Raw genomic sequence first — 18,287 nt, forward strand, 5'->3', positions numbered from 1 at the left:
GAGTTTCTTGAGTCGTCACATCAAGACAGATGGTCTGCCAGCAACCACCTGTGCAATTTGGAGCGTAGGCGGGTTCGAAGGGTTCCGCGACCTGTCACAGATTATTACCTGAAATTTGTTTTTTCATCTTGCGTTCGGCATCGTCCCGACCATTACTTCCTGCCGGGCAAGGCCTCGGGTTCTTTCCTGCCTTGCAAGTCGCATGCGGCGAGCGCCAGAATGCCGACATCTGCCCTGCCTGATGTAAGGAACACTGATGCCCGATTCTGTCGCAGCCAACCTACGCCTAGCGCCCCACGCGCTGACCCGTCCGTTTTCCGCTGAGCAGTTCAGCTTTGCGACTACCCACGAGCTTGAACCCTTTCGCGGTGTACTTGGCCAGGAGCGCGCTGTAGAAGCCTTGCAGTTCGGCGTGGCCATGCCGCGTCCCGGTTACAACGTTTTTGTCATGGGCGAACCCGGCACCGGGCGCTTTTCATTCGTCAAACGCTACCTCAAGGCCGAAGGCAAGCGGATGCAGACCCCGTCGGACTGGGTTTACGTCAACAACTTTGACGAACCCCGCGAGCCCAAGGCACTGGAGCTGCCGCCAGGCAGCGCGCACGCATTCATCGCCGATATCAATGGCCTGATCGACAATTTGCTGGTGACGTTCCCGGCGGTGTTCGAGCATCCGTCCTACCAGCAGAAGAAAAGCTCGATCGACCGTGCATTCAATCAGCGCTATGACCGTGCGCTGGATGTGATCGAGCGCCTTTCTCTGGAGAAAGACATCGCGCTGTACCGCGACAGCACCAACATCGCCTTCACCCCGATGGCGGATGGGAAGGCGCTGGACGAAGCCGAGTTTTCACAGTTGCCCGAGGCTGACCGCGAACGTTTTCATGAAGACATCTCCGCCCTTGAAGAGCGTCTAAATGAAGAATTGGCCAGCCTGCCGCAATGGAAGCGCGAGTCCAATAATCAGTTGCGTCAGTTGAACGAAGAAACCATCACCCTGACCTTGCAGCCGCTATTGGCACCGCTGTCGGAAAAGTACGCCGAAAATGCAGCGGTCTGCGCGTATTTGCAGGCAATGCAGGTTTACTTGCTGAAAACAGTGGTCGAGCAACTGGTCGACGATGCCAAGACCGACGCCCAGGCGCGCAAGTTGCTGGAGGAGCAATACAGCCCGAGCCTGGTGGTCGGCAATAACCATAATGGCGGTGCGCCGGTGGTTTTCGAGCAGCACCCTACGTATGACAACCTGTTCGGGCGCATTGAATACAGTACCGATCAGGGCGCGTTGTACACCACCTATCGCCAGTTGCGACCTGGCGCCCTGCACCGTGCCAACGGCGGCTTCCTGATTCTTGAAGCAGAGAAAATGCTCGGCGAACCCTTCGTGTGGGATGCCCTCAAGCGCACGCTGCAGTCGCGCAAGTTGAAGATGGAATCGCCTCTGGGTGAGTTGGGCCGGGTCGCCACCGTGAGCCTGACGCCGCAGGTCATCCCGTGGAACGTCAAGATCATCATCATCGGTTCGCGCTCGCTGTATTACACCCTGCAAGACCTCGATCCTGACTTCCAGGAGATGTTCAGGGTGCTGGTCGATTTCGACGAAGAAATCCCCATGGTTGACGAGACACTGGAGCAATTCGCCCAGTTGCTGAAAACCCGTACTTCGGAAGAAGGCATGGCGCCATTGACGGCCGACGCGGTTGCGCGGCTGGCGACCTATAGCGCTCGACTGGCCGAGCATCAGGGGCGTTTGTCTGCGCGCATCGGCGATCTGTTCCAGTTGGTCAGCGAGGCTGACTTCATTCGCCAACTGGCCAATGACGACAAGACCGATGCAGGGCATATCGAGCGGGCCCTCAAAGCCAAGGCCACGCGTACCGGACGGGTCTCGGCACGTATTCTCGATGACATGATGGCCGGCGTGATCCTGATCGACACCGACGGTGCGGCTGTCGGCAAATGCAACGGCCTGACGGTGCTGGAAGTCGGTGATTCCGCCTTCGGTGTACCGGCCCGTATATCGGCCACGGTTTACCCGGGTGGCAGCGGGATCGTCGACATCGAGCGTGAAGTCAACCTCGGCCAGCCGATCCACTCCAAGGGGGTGATGATTCTGACCGGGTACCTGGGCAGCCGCTACGCTCAGGAATTCCCGCTGGCGATTTCCGCGAGCATCGCGCTCGAGCAGTCCTACGGTTACGTGGATGGCGACAGTGCGTCGCTCGGCGAAGCCTGCACGCTGATTTCCGCGTTGTCACGCACCCCGCTCAAACAATGCTTCGCGATCACCGGCTCCATCAACCAGTTCGGCGAAGTGCAGGCGGTGGGCGGGGTCAACGAGAAGATCGAGGGCTTTTTCCGCCTGTGCGAAGCGCGTGGTCTTACGGGCGAGCAGGGCGCAATTATCCCGCACGCCAACGTCACTACGCTGATGCTGGACGAGCGTGTGGTGCAGGCGGTGCGTGACGGGCAATTCCATATCTATGCTGTGCGTCAGGCGGATGAGGCCTTGAGCCTGCTGGTCGGCGAGCCCGCCGGTACGCCTGACGAGAACGGTGAATTTCCGGAGGGCAGCGTGAACGCGCGCGTGGTGGAGCGTTTGCGCGACATCGCGGAAATGCTCAGCGACGAAGACCTCAAGGAAGAACTGGAGAAAGAGCCTGCTCAGTTGCAGCCCGAGCTGAAAGCCTGATAAACGCCAGATACCGGGCAGCTCAGATGCCGCCCGGTGCCTTACTCTTCCGTTCATCAGGGATGTTTTGCGCAGGCGCGTTTTTCTTCTAGTCTTTCACCTTAATCGCAGTGGCCAGACGGATTGGCGTACATCCTGCTTTGTGAGAAGGATGAACAATTTCGCTGATCAGGAGCGCATCATGCAGCGTAGCCTTTGCCTCACCCGAGAATGCATGGGGCTGATGACTCGAATCGAATGCGTCATTCGGCCTCTTCCCAGAGACAACGCCCAGTGGATCGTGCTGCTGGCAGCAGGAATGGCTGGAGAACAGCCTTCTGCAGTGAGGTTTCAGGGTCCTTTTCCGGGCTTGCCCTGCGCCCGGTCGGTACTGACGGCCATTGTCGAAAACCTCTCTGTGCAGGGCTACCAATGCCTCGACGATGTGCCTATCTGGGTCTTGCACATGCAGGCCGAGTTACGGCGCATCAACAGTGATAATGCACTTCGACAAAAGTCTTCAACCTTCTAGGTTCCTCCCGGCTTCCGTGTATTCAGTTCCTCAACGGTGCGGGTCTGGCCGCTGTGCGATATTTTGTCGCACGCCCAGAGCGGCGTGTAACCGCTGATATACTCGCCCGTCCCTCCAAAACACCTTGCGAGTACCAATGGAACGTTTTTTTGAAAATGCCATGTACGCATCGCGCTGGCTGCTGGCCCCGATTTACTTCGGGCTGTCGCTGGGCCTTCTTGCGTTGTGTCTGAAGTTCTTCCAGGAAATCTTCCACGTCATCCCCAATATCTTTTCCCTGGCTGAAGCGGACCTGATTCTGGTGCTGCTGTCGCTGATCGATATGGCCCTGGTAGGGGGCTTGCTGGTGATGGTGATGATCTCCGGTTACGAAAACTTCGTGTCACAACTGGACATCGACGAAGACAAGGAGAAGCTCAACTGGCTGGGCACGATGGACTCGTCCTCGCTGAAGATGAAGGTCGCCGCCTCTATCGTGGCTATCTCGTCTATTCACCTGCTGCGGGTGTTTATGGATGCCACCAACATCAAGCCGGAATACCTGATGTGGTACGTGATCATCCACATGACGTTCGTTATTTCGGCGTTTGCGATGGGCTATCTGGACAAGCTGACCAAGCATTGAAGCCCAGGCTGTATCAGGCGGCCTGGCAGGTCCTGTTTCTGGCATGTTGCTCGATGATGCGGTAAAACGTCCGTTCCGATGCTTAACGTGCAGCGCAGGAGGTTCGATTATGAATTATCAGGAATTTACCGCGCACGCCCAGGCAGGGCGCGTCGAGGAGCTGAACCTGATCTCCATCGAAGGCGGTATCTATCTGCTGGATGTGCGCATGGACGGCACTTCGGTGATGCTCAAGGACCCAGCGGGCAAGACGTTGCACCTGCGCTCGGTGGAACACGCACGCGAATTGCTGAAAGATGTTCCGGTGGTGCCGTTTTATCTGGTGCATTGCGTGGTCCACGACGAGTTGTGCGGTATGCCGGTCAATGACCGCTCGGAAATGCGCTTGCCAATCTCTTTCCACTCTTCATGGTCCTGATTGCCAAGGGGCAATCGCAGGCGCAGTAGGGCCTGCCGGGTCAACTGTGCTAGGCTGCTCGGCCTTTTGGTTCGGGGCGCATCAGGGTAAAGCGTGATTGCCGTTCAGTTTTCACGCGATTATCGACTGCGTGCCCCTCTGCGGAGCAGTGTCATGTCCGAAGTCAATCTGTCTACCGACGAAACCCGCGTCAGCTACGGTATTGGCCGTCAGTTGGGCGACCAGTTGCGCGAAAACCCGCCGCCGGGCGTCAACCTGGAAGCAATCGTGGCGGGCTTGCGCGATGCTTTTGGCGGTCAGCCAAGCCGTGTGGGTCAGGAAGAAATGTCCGCCAGCTTCAAGGTTATCCGTGAAATCATGCAGGCTGAAGCAGCCGCCAAGGCTGAGCAGGCTGCGGGTGCCGGCAAGGCCTACCTGGCTGAAAACGCCAAGCGCGAAGGCGTGACTACTCTGGCTTCGGGTCTTCAGTTCGAAGTCCTGACCGCAGGCGACGGCGCCAAGCCGACCCGCGAAGATCAGGTACGCGTTCACTACCACGGCACGCTGATCGACGGCACTGTCTTCGACAGCTCCTATGATCGTGGCGAACCTGCAGAATTTCCGGTCAGCGGCGTGATCGCAGGCTGGACCGAGGCGCTGCAGCTCATGAACAGCGGCAGCAAATGGCGCGTCTACGTGCCGAGCGAACTGGCGTACGGCGCCCAGGGCGTTGGCAGCATCGCACCGCACAGCGTGCTGGTATTCGACGTGGAACTGCTGGACGTTCTGTAATCGACCCGGTCGATACAGAGGGTCGCTGAACGAATCGCGCTGATTCGTTCAGCGACGGAGTTGTGCTGATGCTTCATGCTCAGTGCAACTCACCCATCGGGCGCAACGCCCTTGCATAGCAGAACAGAAACAGGTTTCTCACCAGTTCCTTCAGCACCATCGGCTCGCTTGAACTCAGACTGTAAACGTCCAGATCGCCCTGATCGCGCAGCTCTTCGAGCGCTTCCTCTTCCAGAACGGCACACACCTCACCTGTCTCCCGATGAAGAATTCTAAGATAAGGGTGTGGGCGGTCCAGCCAAGCATCGATCAAATAAGTCATGTCTCATCTCCTGTGCAAGTAAGATGAGAATAATTCTTATCGGGATAATAGCAAGGCACTATTGAGATTAATTCTCATTTTGCGCTGAATGGTTGATGCAGGTCAGTGAATGCCCTTCAGAATCGGACGCATAGCGTCCAGAAAGACATGCCCACGCGGAGCATGGGCACGATAGAGGCGGTAGTAGGGTCACGCTCTGCGTCACACTGCCTCGCTATCGGTCTGTCAATGGTGCTCGCGAGTGGCGCGGAATTTCACGTCGGGCCAGCGTTCTTCCATCAGCGCCAGGTTCACGCGGGTAGGGGCGAGGTAGGTCAGGTGACCGCCACCGTCCACTGCCAGGTTTTCCACGGCCTTGTTTTCAAACTCCTCGAGCTTCTTCTTGTCGGCGCAGTCGATCCAGCGAGCTGACCACACTGTGATCGGCTCATACGCGCATTCGACCTTGTATTCTTCCTTCAGGCGGCTGGCGACCACGTCGAACTGCAGCACACCGACGGCGCCGAGAATGATGTCGTTGCTGCGCTGCGGGAAGAACACCTGGGTGGCGCCTTCTTCGGCCAGCTGTTGCAGGCCCTGGCGCAATTGCTTGGACTTGAGCGGGTCTTTCAGTCGCACGCGACGGAACAGCTCCGGGGCGAAGTGCGGAATACCGGTGAAGCCCAGTGCTTCGCCTTCGGTGAAGGTGTCGCCGATCTGGATGGTGCCGTGGTTGTGCAAGCCGATGATATCGCCAGCGTAGGCTTCTTCGAGTTGCTCACGTTCCGAGGAGAAGAAGGTCAGCGCGTCGCCGATCCGCACGTCCTTGCCCAGGCGCACGTGACGCATTTTCATGCCTTTCTCGTAGCGCCCCGAACAGATACGCATGAACGCAATGCGATCGCGGTGCTTGGGGTCCATGTTCGCCTGAATCTTGAACACGAAGCCGGCGAATTTTTCTTCTTCCGGCTCGACGGTGCGCTCGTTGGCAACCCGTGCCAGCGGCATCGGCGCCCAGTTCACCACGGCATCAAGCACATGATCGACCCCGAAATTGCCCAGCGCCGTACCGAAAAAAACCGGGGTCAATTGACCGTCGATGAACTCCTGCTGGTTGAACTCGTGACAGGCGCCTTGCACCAGTTCCAGTTGCTCCACGAAGCGATCGTACTCGTCGCCCAAATGGGCGCGGGCTTCGTCCGAATCGAGCTTCTCGATGATTTTGGTTTCGGTGCGCTCGTGCCCGTGGCCTGCGGTGTAGACGATGATGTAGTCATCGGCCAGGTGATAGACACCTTTGAAATCTCGATAGCAGCCAATCGGCCAGGTGATCGGTGCGGCTTTGATCTTCAGGACCGCTTCGATCTCGTCGAGCAGCTCGATAGGGTCACGAATGTCGCGGTCGAGCTTGTTGATGAAGCTCACGATAGGCGTGTCGCGCAGGCGGCAGACGTCCATCAGCGCAATGGTACGTGGCTCGACACCTTTACCACCGTCAAGGACCATCAGTGCCGAGTCGACTGCCGTCAGGGTGCGGTAGGTGTCTTCGGAGAAGTCTTCGTGACCCGGCGTGTCGAGCAGGTTGATCATGTGGTCGCGATACGGAAACTGCATCACGGATGTGGTAATCGAAATACCACGCTGTTTCTCCATTTCCATCCAGTCGGATGTGGCGTGCCGGTCGGATTTACGCGACTTGACCGTACCGGCAATGGAGATTGCCTTGCCCATCAACAGGAGTTTTTCCGTGATGGTGGTTTTACCCGCATCCGGGTGGGAAATAATGGCGAAAGTGCGGCGTTTCGCGACTTCGGCGGCCTGTTGGGTCATGGGAAATCGCCTGGAATGGGATCGAAAAAGGGCGCAGATTATAGCTCAACTTGCGGCAATAACCGAACCGTTCAGACAATAAACGATGGCTAGATAATGTCTCATGTGGGAACCTTTCCGGTCGTGGAGACGTCCATTCCCCCGTCAAGGCCGCTACGGAGGCCAACGTCGGGGGCTGAATCATCAGCATGTTGGTTTGACGAAGCTGCGCTTATGGCTTGTGTTTTCGCCGAGGTTAATCCCTTACCGGCGACCCACCCGCTGCTCTTCGCGAACGTTATTGGCGGCATCCCTTTCGGATGCACAGGTCAACGCGTTCGCCGACTGAAATAAGGAGTCCGCCTGTGGCAAATCGCTATGGCAAGGGGCTATTGGGAGGCGCGGTTGTGATCGCACTCCTGGCCCTGCTGATCCACTGGATCGGCATCAGTACTATCAAGCAATACCAGGACGACCTGCTGTTCTACCTCCAGGCTCACCTGATTCTGGTTCTGGTTTCAATGTTGGCGGCCCTGGTGGTCGGTATCCCGGCAGGTATCGCACTCAGCCGTCCGAGCATGGTTGGCCGTGCCGAACGCTTCATGCAGATATTCAACATCGGCAACACTGTTCCGCCTCTCGCCGTTCTGGCCATTGCCCTCGGGATTCTCGGGATCGGCAGCGGGCCTGCAATCTTCGCGCTGTTCCTCGCCTCGTTGTTGCCCATCGTGCGCAATACCTACGAAGGCCTGAAAAACGTCCAGGGTTCACTCAAGGAAGCTGCCGTCGGCATCGGCATGACCCCGCGCCAAGTGCTGTGGCGTGTCGAGTTGCCTAATGCCGTCCCGATCATCATCGGTGGTGTGCGCGTCGCGCTGGCGATCAACGTCGGGACCGCGCCATTGGCGTTTCTTATCGGTGCCAACAGCCTTGGCAGCCTGATTTTCCCCGGCATCGCGCTGAACAATCAGCCGCAACTGGTGCTGGGTGCGGCATGTACCGCTCTGCTGGCGCTGCTGCTCGACGGCCTGGTGACACTGGCCAGTCGTATCTGGCTGGAACGCGGTCTGGCTCGCTGAGCGAAGGAATTATCATGAAAAGAATATGTTTGTTTTTAGGCTTTGCCTTGCTGTTTCCGGCATTTGCCCAGGCGGCAGAAAAGCCGCTGCTACGCGTCGGCGCACGGGTGTTCACCGAACAGACCATTCTGTCTGAACTCACTGCGCAATACCTGCGTACAAAGGGTTATGACGTTCAAGTCACCGGCGGCCTGGGCAGCAGCCTGGCGCGTAGCGCGCAGGAAAGTGCTCAACTGGATCTGATCTGGGAGTACACCGGCGTATCGCTGGTGAATTACAACCACGTTGATGAAAAGCTCGACAGCGAACAAACCTACGCTCGGGTGAAAGAACTCGACGCGAAAAAAGGCTTGGTCTGGCTTTCCCCGTCGAAATTCAGCAACACCTATGCCTTGGCGCTGCCGCAGAAAATCGCTGACAAGTACCCACAGGTCAACACCATGACCGACCTGACCAAAGTTCTCAAAGACGAAGCGAAAGAGGGTCATCTCGTAGCGCTGGACACTGAGTTCGCCAACCGTTCCGACGGTCTGCTCGGCATGGTCAAGCATTACGACATGAATCTCGGTCGTGAGAACACTCGCCAGATGGACGCGGGGCTGGTTTACACCGCGCTACGGAACGGCCAGGTGTTTGCGGGCCTGGTGTACACCACTGACGGTCGCTTGAACGCCTTCAAGCTCAAGGTGCTGGAAGATGACAAACGTTACTTCCCGGACTACACCGCCGCGCCGGTGATCCGTCAGGATTACTTGGACAAGCACCCGGATATTGCCCCGTTGCTCAAGCCTTTGGCTGATCTGTTGGACACCCAGACCATGATCGACCTCAACGCCCGCATCGATGTTGGTCACGAGAGTCCATCCAAAGTTGCCGCAGATTTCCTGCGTCAGCACCCACTTAACTAAGGACGGAGACGACATGAGTTTTTTTAACGTTTTCTCCCAGATCGACTGGGCTCAGGTGCTGCATCTGACCACGCAGCACATCACCCTGGTCGGCATTGCTGTGACCCTGGCCATTCTGGTCGGCGTCCCGCTGGGCGTACTGATGACCCGCTTTCCGGCGCTGGCCGGCCCGCTGCAAGCCAGCGCCACCGTGCTGCTGACCGTGCCGTCCATTGCGTTGTTCGGCCTGCTGCTGCCGTTCTACTCCAAATTCGGTCAGGGCCTTGGTCCGATGCCGGCAATTACTGCAGTGTTTCTCTACTCGCTGTTGCCGATCATGCGTAACACCTACCTGGCGCTGACTGGCGTCGAACCCGGTATTCGCGAAGCCGCCAAAGGCATCGGCATGACCTTCGGCCAGCGTCTGCGCATGGTCGAGCTGCCTATTGCGGTGCCTGTGATCCTTGCCGGTGTGCGCACCGCGGTGGTGATGAACATCGGTGTCATGACCATTGCCGCGACCATCGGTGCCGGTGGTCTGGGTGTACTTATTCTTGCTTCCATCAGCCGCAGCGATATGTCGATGCTGATCGTCGGCGCGGTCCTGGTCAGTATTCTGGCCATCATCGCCGACCTGCTTCTGCAATTGCTGCAACGCACGCTGACTCCAAAAGGATTACTGAAATGATCGAACTCCAGAACCTCTCCAAGACTTTCCAGAGCAACGGCAAAGAAGTGAAGGCTGTCGATTCGGTCAGCCTCACAGTCAATGAAGGCGAGATATGTGTCTTCCTCGGCCCGTCGGGCTGCGGCAAGAGCACCACGCTGAAAATGATCAACCGTCTGATCATGCCGACCTCCGGCAAAGTGCTGATCAACGGCGAAGACACCACAGGCCTGGACGAAGTGACCCTGCGTCGCAACATCGGCTACGTGATTCAGCAGATCGGTCTGTTCCCGAACATGACCATCGAAGAAAACATCGTGGTCGTGCCCAAGTTGCTCGGCTGGGACAAGCAGCGTTGCCATGACCGTGCTCGTGAACTGATGAGTATGATCAAGCTGGAGCCCAAGCAGTACCTGCATCGCTACCCGCGCGAATTGTCCGGTGGCCAGCAACAGCGCATCGGTGTGATCCGTGCCCTGGCTGCCGACGCACCGTTGCTGCTGATGGACGAGCCGTTCGGTGCGGTCGACCCGATCAACCGCGAGATGATCCAGAACGAGTTCTTCGAGATGCAGCGGGCGCTGAACAAGACTGTGATCATGGTCAGCCACGACATCGACGAAGCCATCAAGCTGGGCGACAAGATCGCGATCTTCCGTGGCGGCAAGCTGCTGCAGATCGACCACCCGGACACCTTGCTCGCGCATCCGGCTGACGACTTCGTCAGCAGTTTCGTTGGCCAGGACAGCACCCTCAAGCGTCTGCTGCTGGTCAAGGCCGAAGACGCCGCCGACAACGCACCTTCAGTCAGCCCGGAAACCCCTGTTGCCGATGCGCTGGAAGTGATGGACGAAAACGACCGTCGTTACATCGTCGTCACCGACAGCGAAAACAAGGCGATGGGCTATGTGCGTCGTCGTGACCTGCATCGTCAGCAAGGCAACTGTGCGCAGTTCCTGCGCGAGTTCAATGCCACTGCGGCATACGACGAGCACCTGCGCATCCTGCTGTCGCGCATGTATGAGTTCAACCGCGCCTGGCTGCCGGTGCTGGATGCCGAGAACGTGTTCCTAGGTGAAGTGACGCAAGAGTCCATTGCGGCGTATCTGAGCTCGGGCCGTTCGCGTGGCATGAAGACCAGTATTGTCTCGCCAGCGGAAGCGGCGGCAGACGCGCAGGTTTGATGTGAAAATGCATAGCCCGGTGCTGCAAATGCCTGGGCTAAGCTGATCAGATAGCGTTTGCTTTTTCACACCTCACAATGTAAGTCAACTCTCAGATCTGTCAGTAGCGTTGCGAGGGTCGCGAGTCTAACGTGGCTTCACGCAGCACCGTTTACTTTCGTGGCTTTACGTGCTGTTTTATATTCAAGTGAGGGAGTGAGTGATGGCCACGCTTACGGATGAGCAATTGGCGCGAGCGCTCGAAGACTTCTACCGGTACGATACGAATGGCGATGAAAAAGTAACCGTCGCAGAGTTTCGTTTAACGATGGAAAAGTACCTGACTCCGGAAGATTTTGAAGCCTTGCTTGCCAAGATAAATTCGGATGGTAATGACGAAATAAGCTGGGAAGAGTTCCTGACGGATTATGAGAATGACCTGGGTTAGTGTGACAGCGTCATCAATGCAGAATGACGACGTTCGATAGGCCGTTTTACGTCTGGACGTTATACTTTAAGCCCTGCCCGAGTTGAGTCAGGGCTTTTTTTTGTCGATCTTTTTTGTGGGTGATGAGGTCAGAGGAGACGTGCGGTCTTTTCGAAGTCGGGCCGTTCGCGTGGCATGAAGACCAGTATTGTCTCGCCAGCGGAGCAAGTGGCTTCCTGATTTGTGGAGTTGCAGCATTACCGCAGTGCCGCCATTCTGCATGGCCGGCGGCACTGAGGGCTGTTTACAGTGCGCTCGGGTCGCAGTGAGTCAAGTCTGCGTCTTGCAACGCTGAGAGGTGTACTGCAGTAGCGGTATTGCTTTCATACAGGGTATACGTCATGCCGCTGTGCTCGCAAAAGACTTTGCAATTGTCATCGCTGTCGAACTTTGCATTACTGGTCCAGACTCCGTTCGACAGGCTTGAATAATACGGGCGCCCTTGAGTGACTTCGGAGGAATATCGGTCGTTGACATAAAGTTTATAGTTGTGTGTTTTGAAGACGTCCCCTTCGAAGTAGACAGACAGGCTATTTGCTGTTCGCACCACCTTGGCGATGGTTGTTTGAAGCAGCAAACGCTGTGCGATGCTCAGATAAGACTGGTAGTCCGCTCTATTGGTAATACTGATAAGCGGGTCGCCATTGACGGTCCTGTACAGGGTGTTGATGGTTTGTTGATCGGCCAATGGTGTTAGCGTCGTCATGGTGTAATCAGTGAAAAGTGCTCGTATCGGGAGCGCTATTCGGCTTTCCGCCAAGGTTGCCGAAAAAAGCACATAGGGTGTGCTGGAGTGATCCATGCTGACGGTAATGGAGTAGGTGTCGTTGGGGTCTACAGCTCCATACTTGACCCAGATGTTCTCGATCAGGTCCGATTGGCTTGGGTATCCCTTGTCAAGCGTGGCGTAGACCAACGAAGTGCCGCGGAGTGCATAGGTGTAGTTCTTGAAGTCTGCGGTGGCGAACGCGACGCTGATGAATCCCGAACTTATCTGCACGCTGGCGATCATTTTTTGTAGATAAATGCGCTGTGCCCGACGCAGTAAACGAGCATGGATTTCGTTGATTTGAAGTCTGTTGACTTCCGAGAAATACGTATTCAAAGCGAGCTGAGTAAGCCCCGGTCTAAGCTCGGCACAATGGTCATCGGTAAACAGGTTTCTTATGGTGGCCAAGAGCAAAGGGTAGGATCGGGTACTGGCCGCCTCATACTGCAATGAATTGGGCTCGTGGGTGACGACATTTACAGCCCATTTCTCACCCGGCATGATCTGAATGTGGACCTCTACATAGCAACGGTTGCCGTCAAGAATGACGCTGCAATTTGTACAGACTGCATGATTTACCGTTGCCATAACCAGTCCGTTTCTGGTCACGTTGTAGCGGAATTTCTCGAACCATTTCTCATTGATAGAGAAGCGGGTGGTCTGGTTGAAATCTGCCTTCAGGTCCGACAGGATATGGGGCAGCTCAGGAAAATACACCGGAACAGGCAGAGAAATCGGAAAGGTTATTGTCGCATCGGTCTCCCAGATTGGTTTTTCCAGCGAAGGCAAATCGGTAATTTGTCGCAGTGTTTCTGGCGTCGAGTAAATGCCCCACTTATCAAAAAATGTTGAGAGATCCCTGCCGCTAATCAGCGAGGTTTCCACGATAAAACGTTGAATCTTGTCGCCACTCTGCTGCGGCGGGGCTTGCATGAGCCGGTAGCGCTGGTGCAATTGAGGGTAGAACGGCGGACCAAATGTTTGGTGAAGTTGCCAAAACATGGCGGCTTTCTGAAAAAGATTGGGCAGCTCACTAAAAACGCGGTGTGAACTGTTCAGGTACTGTTTTATGGACGGGTACTGGTTGTCCAGGCGAGAGGCACGGCCGTCCATTCTTTCTTGCGTTGCAAGTGAATATATATTGACGGTCACCTCCGTCATCCCCGCCCATGTCATGGGGTCTATCTGCCGTTGATGACCACTTTCATGCCACGGGCCCCAGCGCTCCTCAGCGATATTGCCTGATAACAAGTACCTCAGGGCCACTGCGCCGCTGTAGCCCATATGTCCATCCGCGGCAAACATGTAGCCTGTGTCTGCTTCTACATGGAAATGCTTATTGGGGTCTATTGCCCACTCCGTCTCACCTTCGCCCAAGGCCCCCGAGATGTCATCCTGAGACCGAATGACTTCATCGTAGTAAGCCATCAGCTTTTCAGGGTCGGTGATGTAGAGCCGGGCACTTTCGTAGCGGACGATGATGATGGCTCGCTCGCTGGTAAGCATCACAACAGGCGCATTGTTGTATTGGGCCATCCTGGCCTGCCACATCGCGTTGGTTGTTTCTTTCAACGTGAAGGCTGGCACATAGCTGTAGTCGCCCTTTATGGTTATAGGGACAGACTTGCCCGCCTCTTGATAGATAAAACTCAGCAGGCCTGACTCAGGCACGTCTATGGCATTCAGACCGACCTTCAGATCAATAACGATGGGGGTATTGATTCGGGGGACGCCGATAACAGCGGAGATTTTCCCTGCTGATTGCTCATAGTGGCTGAGTTCCAGGCGCTCGCCTTTCGTGACATAGAAACTGGTTGGTTGGTAGTCACTGTGCGCCCTGGGGCGCATCTGCCGAACCTTGTTCAGGTAGGCAGAGGTTCTCCCTGTGACGGTAAAACTTGTTTGACGTGGTGTGGGGCTGACAGGCTCCGAGCCTGGAGTGTCACCGTGTCTATCGTCCATGATCATTTCCGGATGAGGTGGCTTGGGCTTTATATTGGGCGCGTGGGCAGTCGATCCGTCTACTGTCAGAGCTGACAGGTTTGGCTGCTCTTTGCCTCATCGTGTTCTGGGCCCAGGGGAACATCTGCCTGTCATGCTGGTCGGTTAAACAGGTCCTTGACGAGGCAACTCAAGCGCCTTGTGCAAGAACGCGACATTTTTTGTTGATCTCCGGCCCCTCAGGTCCTAAAGTTCGCGCCGAACGTCCATGCTGGAAACGATCCATCCGGCTCAAGTACTGACGACGAGACAGCAAGGCCAGGAAGGCAGCCCTTCAGGGCCTTTTTGCTTTCGGCGACGTGCCTTGGGAAGTAGGCGAACCAAAGTGGGGACACAGAGGGCGTTCATTTGCACCCATTTACCAATACCGTTTGCCATCAGGAGTTCCCGCAGCATGTCGATCAATGTCGAAGACTACTACTCAGCCGACACCTTCAAGAAAATGAAAGCGTTCGCTGACAAGCAAGAAACTCCGTTCGTGGTCATTGATACCGCCATCATCAGCAAGGCTTATGACGACCTGCGTGCGGGCTTCGAATTCGCCAAGGTTTACTACGCCGTCAAGGCCAACCCGGCCGTTGAAGTGATCAATCTGCTCAAGGACAAGGGGTCGAGCTTCGACATCGCGTCGATCTACGAGCTGGACAAGGTCATGAGCTGTGGCGTTGGCCCGGAGCGCATGAGCTACGGCAACACCATCAAGAAATCCAAGGACATTCGCTACTTCTACGAGAAGGGCGTGCGTCTGTTCGCAACCGACTCCGAAGCGGACCTGCGCAACATTGCCAAGGCTGCACCGGGCTCGAAAGTCTATGTGCGTATCCTGACCGAAGGTTCGACCACGGCTGACTGGCCCCTGTCGCGCAAATTCGGTTGCCAGACCGACATGGCGATGGACCTGCTGATCCTCGCTCGCGATCTGGGTCTGGTGCCCTACGGCATCTCGTTCCACGTCGGTTCGCAACAGCGCGACATCAGCGTTTGGGATGCGGCCATCGCCAAGGTCAAGGTCATCTTCGAGCGCCTGAAAGAAGAAGACGGCATCGTTCTCAAGCTGATCAACATGGGTGGCGGCTTCCCGGCCAACTACATCACCCGCACCAACAGCCTGGAAACCTACGCTGAAGAGATCATCCGCTTCCTGAAGGAAGACTTCGGTGATGACCTGCCGGAAATCATTCTGGAGCCAGGCCGTTCGCTGATCTCCAACGCCGGTATCCTGGTCAGCGAAGTGGTACTGGTCGCGCGTAAATCGCGTACGGCGGTCGAGCGTTGGGTATACACCGACGTGGGCAAGTTCTCCGGCCTTATCGAAACCATGGACGAAGCCATCAAGTTTCCGATCTGGACCGAGAAGAAAGGCGAGATGGAAGAAGTGGTCATCGCGGGGCCGACCTGCGACAGCGCCGACATTATGTATGAAAACTACAAGTACGGCCTGCCACTCAACCTGGCCATTGGTGACCGTATGTACTGGTTGTCGACCGGTGCTTACACCACCAGCTACAGCGCTGTGGAATTCAACGGTTTCCCACCATTGAAATCGTTTTACCTGTAAATTCCCGGCTTAAGAAAAAACCCATGAAAATGGGTTTTTTTTTGTTCGCAAAAAAATAATTATATAAGTCTTTGTGTGGCGGAAAGTACGGTAGGTGCCACAGTATTAATGATCGTATTCTCTGGTGTGTAATAAGTTCTAGCGCGGTGCGCTGCTTATTCCTACAGGGGTCGTCCATTACGTTCGCTGTTTAAAGTTGACACCCTCTGTTAATTTTCAGTGGCCTTGAAGCGGCAGTTCTTGATTGTCGCAAAACAGGGCTTCAATAATAAGGAAATTAATAATGGTTACGACGGTTGAACCGCAATTTACAGATGGCAATGAACACTCGCTGGAAGAGGTCAGTCGTGTCAGCAAGGAGTTGATGGACGTCCTTACTGGTCAGGGCGCGGAAGTTGCGCGTGCCCCCGGTTTGTTGATCACCAACGAAGATGTTCGACGCATCAGGCGTTATGTCAACACGGGGCTGGCACTGCCTACCGCACTGGAAGAAGTACGCCAGTTAGTAGGTGGCAGTGACAATGGCATTCCCGGCTTGGGCCCGGAAGCAATTGCCGAGTTGCACACCGGTATCCAGAACCATGCCAAAAGCTGGTCAGCGATTGAAACCAATATGCAAAAAGTCGGCAGCGATCTTTATGTCTTCTCGGGCAATCTGATTACTATCGCAACCGAGATTGTCGGGTTCATCAAAGGGCTGGATTCCTATCAGACCCTTCAAGTGGGCGACTTGACTCCGTCGCAGATCGATCAGATGCCTCCGGTCGCGCTGATGGACCAGGACAGCAAGAAGATGCCCGGTTTGCTTGCCTTGATTGATGACCTCAAGGTCTACATCAAGGAGCATAGCGCCAGCACCACGCGTACCAGGGTCGGCGTGACTGAGTTCAAGCGTCACCTCAAGGATGATATCTCTCCTGCAGTGGCGTTGAAAATAAACCTGGTCAGCTCAGGAAGTGCAGGTAACGATATCGCCTGGCTCACCGGTGAAGCCGAGCAGCTCAACAAGCGCATCAATCAGAAGCTTGCGGAATATGAAGCGTACTGTGATTACAGGTGGATCGGTTTCTGGTGGGGGTTTCTTGGCGGGGCGGTGTCCTACTCTATCTATGGCCCCAAAGCATCCGCGGCGCTCTTTGAAAAAGACACGCTGATTGAAGAGAAGCGTCAGATAGAACTGTCGATAAACAAAAAAAACAGGTTGTTGAGCGATCTGCTGGCGTTCGAAACCAGTCTTCAGGATTTGAAAGCCAGAATTGATGGCGCTGCCAGTGGCGTCAGCAACATTGAAAGCCTGTGGGTACTGCTGGAAGAATTGGTCGAGTCCTCCTACGACCGCATAAAAAGTACCAGCAATGCCGTGTACCTCGTCAGTTTTGTGTCCCGTTTTCAAACCTTGATGAGCAACTGGAAAGAGATTCAGGCCCAGGCCTTTGATCTGTTGACCGCTTTCAATAATGCACTGGACGAGCCCGTTGTCTGAGTGCGGATATAACTTATATTCAAGGAAATACTGTGATGAATGTTCACGTGCTTGATACGCCTTTTCAACTGCCCGCACCCAACATGGAAGTGCTTGTTGCCGGTCGTGAAAAACTGAAACAACAAGCGGACGCGCTGGGTGATATTTATTTACCCGTGATGATGGAAACCTTGCGCAGCCTGCTCATCGAAGTGGGCAATGTCGACAAGAACGTGCTGGATACGCTGACGCTTGTCCCGCATGGCTTCAACAGTGATGAGATGCTGCCTTATCTTGAGGCTGTCGAACAACTCAAGGGCCAGTCTGACGACACTAAACGTGACGCTGCGGTTGCAGAGTTCAATAAGATCATCAGCACGCTGCTGGACGAAAAAATCGCCTATCTGGCTAACCACGCCAAAGTTCTCGATAAGGCTCTGGCCAATCTGAATGCAGTGCAGGTTGACGCCGTCGATTATCTTGCGCCCGCTCTTGATCAGGAAATCATTGCGCTCGGCGCTCGACTGGCGGCTGAAAATACGCGCCTGGATGAAGTGTCAGAACAGGCCGCTGTGGTTAACGCGTTGATTACAGACCTCGAGAACCTCAGTATTTTCGACAGATTGAAGCCTCTGGTTGCGTCGCTGGAGAAACTGGCGGACATCGATCCCAGAAGTCCACTGATTGGTTCAATCAAGGCGGGTATCGTCGGTGTGTCCAACATTTTGAACCTGTTGGACGCTGCCGTTGACTACGATCATCTGCTGGCCCTTAGAGACAGGCTGCAAGCACAGCTGACCGACCGACAGGAAACGATTGGCGATACTCGGGCAGCACTTGCAATCGAAGTAGGCAAGCGCGATCAGCTCTCTGGCCTGGTACTGGTTCATGGATACAGGGGCGACTACGCTCGAGAGGTCGAAAAACTCCACGCGGCGCTGTCTCAGGTCCTGTCCAATTGCCTGCTGCCTGCCACCGACACGAGCGAAGAACGTGTCACACATTTCAGCCGCCAGGCGAACGCGTTGAACACTTACCTGGTGGATCTGCGAGGCGACTGGCGTAGCTGATAGCCCGGTATTGCAAC

General features: G+C 55.7%; 16 protein-coding genes. 13 read left to right on the plus strand and 3 right to left on the minus strand.

Features of this window, described 5'->3' with window-relative positions; translation table 11 throughout:
* The first annotated feature begins 256 nt into the window (after positions 1–256).
* From POR16_RS03990 to POR16_RS04010, 5 genes are all read left to right on the plus strand, one after another.
* Positions 257–2,692, plus strand: coding sequence for a Lon protease family protein (locus POR16_RS03990; RefSeq protein ID WP_005894279.1), 2,436 nt, complete (start codon positions 257–259; stop codon positions 2,690–2,692).
* 181 nt (positions 2,693–2,873) lie between these two features.
* Positions 2,874–3,203 carry a PA4575 family protein gene (locus POR16_RS03995; protein WP_032618620.1) on the plus strand — a complete coding sequence of 110 codons (330 nt, stop codon included), beginning with the start codon at positions 2,874–2,876 and terminating at the stop codon, positions 3,201–3,203.
* Positions 3,204–3,339: 136 nt separating this feature from the next.
* On the plus strand, positions 3,340–3,828 hold the full coding sequence (locus tag POR16_RS04000) for a TIGR00645 family protein (protein WP_003379718.1): 489 nt from the start codon (positions 3,340–3,342) through the stop codon (positions 3,826–3,828).
* Between the two features lie 109 nt (positions 3,829–3,937).
* Positions 3,938–4,246, plus strand: a complete 309-nt coding sequence (locus POR16_RS04005) for a DUF6482 family protein (protein WP_005894276.1) — start codon at positions 3,938–3,940, stop codon at positions 4,244–4,246.
* A 153-nt stretch (positions 4,247–4,399) separates the two neighbouring features.
* Positions 4,400–5,017 carry a BamJ family beta-barrel-assembly machinery protein gene (locus POR16_RS04010; RefSeq protein ID WP_005894275.1) on the plus strand — a complete coding sequence of 206 codons (618 nt, stop codon included), beginning with the start codon at positions 4,400–4,402 and terminating at the stop codon, positions 5,015–5,017.
* A gap of 79 nt (positions 5,018–5,096) precedes the next feature.
* Here POR16_RS04010 and POR16_RS04015 read toward each other — a convergent pair whose 3' ends face one another.
* Complete coding sequence (locus POR16_RS04015; protein WP_005894274.1) at positions 5,097–5,339, minus strand: PA4570 family protein; 243 nt, start codon at positions 5,337–5,339, stop codon at positions 5,097–5,099.
* A gap of 225 nt (positions 5,340–5,564) precedes the next feature.
* The gene (locus POR16_RS04020; RefSeq protein ID WP_024670501.1) at positions 5,565–7,148 is read right to left on the minus strand and encodes a peptide chain release factor 3; all 1,584 of its coding nucleotides are present in this window, start codon (positions 7,146–7,148) and stop codon (positions 5,565–5,567) included.
* 299 nt (positions 7,149–7,447) lie between these two features.
* On the opposite strand from POR16_RS04020, the gene POR16_RS04025 reads away from it, so the two are divergent.
* From POR16_RS04025 to POR16_RS04045, 5 genes are all read left to right on the plus strand, one after another.
* The gene (locus POR16_RS04025; RefSeq protein WP_268948630.1) at positions 7,448–8,206 is read left to right on the plus strand and encodes an ABC transporter permease; all 759 of its coding nucleotides are present in this window, start codon (positions 7,448–7,450) and stop codon (positions 8,204–8,206) included.
* A 14-nt stretch (positions 8,207–8,220) separates the two neighbouring features.
* On the plus strand, positions 8,221–9,114 hold the full coding sequence (locus POR16_RS04030) for a glycine betaine ABC transporter substrate-binding protein (protein WP_002555211.1): 894 nt from the start codon (positions 8,221–8,223) through the stop codon (positions 9,112–9,114).
* 13 nt (positions 9,115–9,127) lie between these two features.
* Positions 9,128–9,781: an ABC transporter permease gene (locus POR16_RS04035; RefSeq protein WP_005894270.1), complete on the plus strand. Its 654-nt coding sequence runs from the start codon at positions 9,128–9,130 to the stop codon at positions 9,779–9,781.
* Entirely contained in the window at positions 9,778–10,944 is a 1,167-nt protein-coding gene (locus POR16_RS04040; protein ID WP_005894269.1) for an osmoprotectant ABC transporter ATP-binding protein OsmV, read from the plus strand. Before POR16_RS04035 ends, POR16_RS04040 begins: the two co-directional genes overlap by 4 nt.
* Before the next feature lie 202 nt (positions 10,945–11,146).
* Positions 11,147–11,371, plus strand: a complete 225-nt coding sequence (locus POR16_RS04045) for an EF-hand domain-containing protein (RefSeq protein ID WP_005894268.1) — start codon at positions 11,147–11,149, stop codon at positions 11,369–11,371.
* 283 nt (positions 11,372–11,654) lie between these two features.
* On the opposite strand, the gene POR16_RS04050 is transcribed toward POR16_RS04045, so the two are convergent.
* A complete protein-coding gene (locus POR16_RS04050) occupies positions 11,655–14,141 on the minus strand; it encodes a M60 family metallopeptidase (protein ID WP_042932736.1) in 2,487 nt (828 codons plus the stop codon).
* A 433-nt stretch (positions 14,142–14,574) separates the two neighbouring features.
* On the opposite strand from POR16_RS04050, the gene POR16_RS04055 reads away from it, so the two are divergent.
* The 3 genes from POR16_RS04055 (at position 14,575) to POR16_RS04065 (ending at position 18,270) form a co-directional block, all read left to right on the plus strand.
* Positions 14,575–15,738, plus strand: coding sequence for a type III PLP-dependent enzyme (locus POR16_RS04055; RefSeq protein WP_003379704.1), 1,164 nt, complete (start codon positions 14,575–14,577; stop codon positions 15,736–15,738).
* Positions 15,739–16,021: 283 nt separating this feature from the next.
* Entirely contained in the window at positions 16,022–17,221 is a 1,200-nt protein-coding gene (locus POR16_RS04060) for an alpha-xenorhabdolysin family binary toxin subunit A (RefSeq protein ID WP_005894266.1), read from the plus strand.
* Between the two features lie 35 nt (positions 17,222–17,256).
* Positions 17,257–18,270, plus strand: a complete 1,014-nt coding sequence (locus POR16_RS04065) for an alpha-xenorhabdolysin family binary toxin subunit B (RefSeq protein ID WP_005894265.1) — start codon at positions 17,257–17,259, stop codon at positions 18,268–18,270.
* Positions 18,271–18,287: the final 17 nt, after the last annotated feature.

The sequence above is a fragment of the Pseudomonas coronafaciens pv. oryzae str. 1_6 genome, assembly GCF_000156995.2.
GTDB lineage: Bacteria > Pseudomonadota > Gammaproteobacteria > Pseudomonadales > Pseudomonadaceae > Aquipseudomonas > Aquipseudomonas tremae.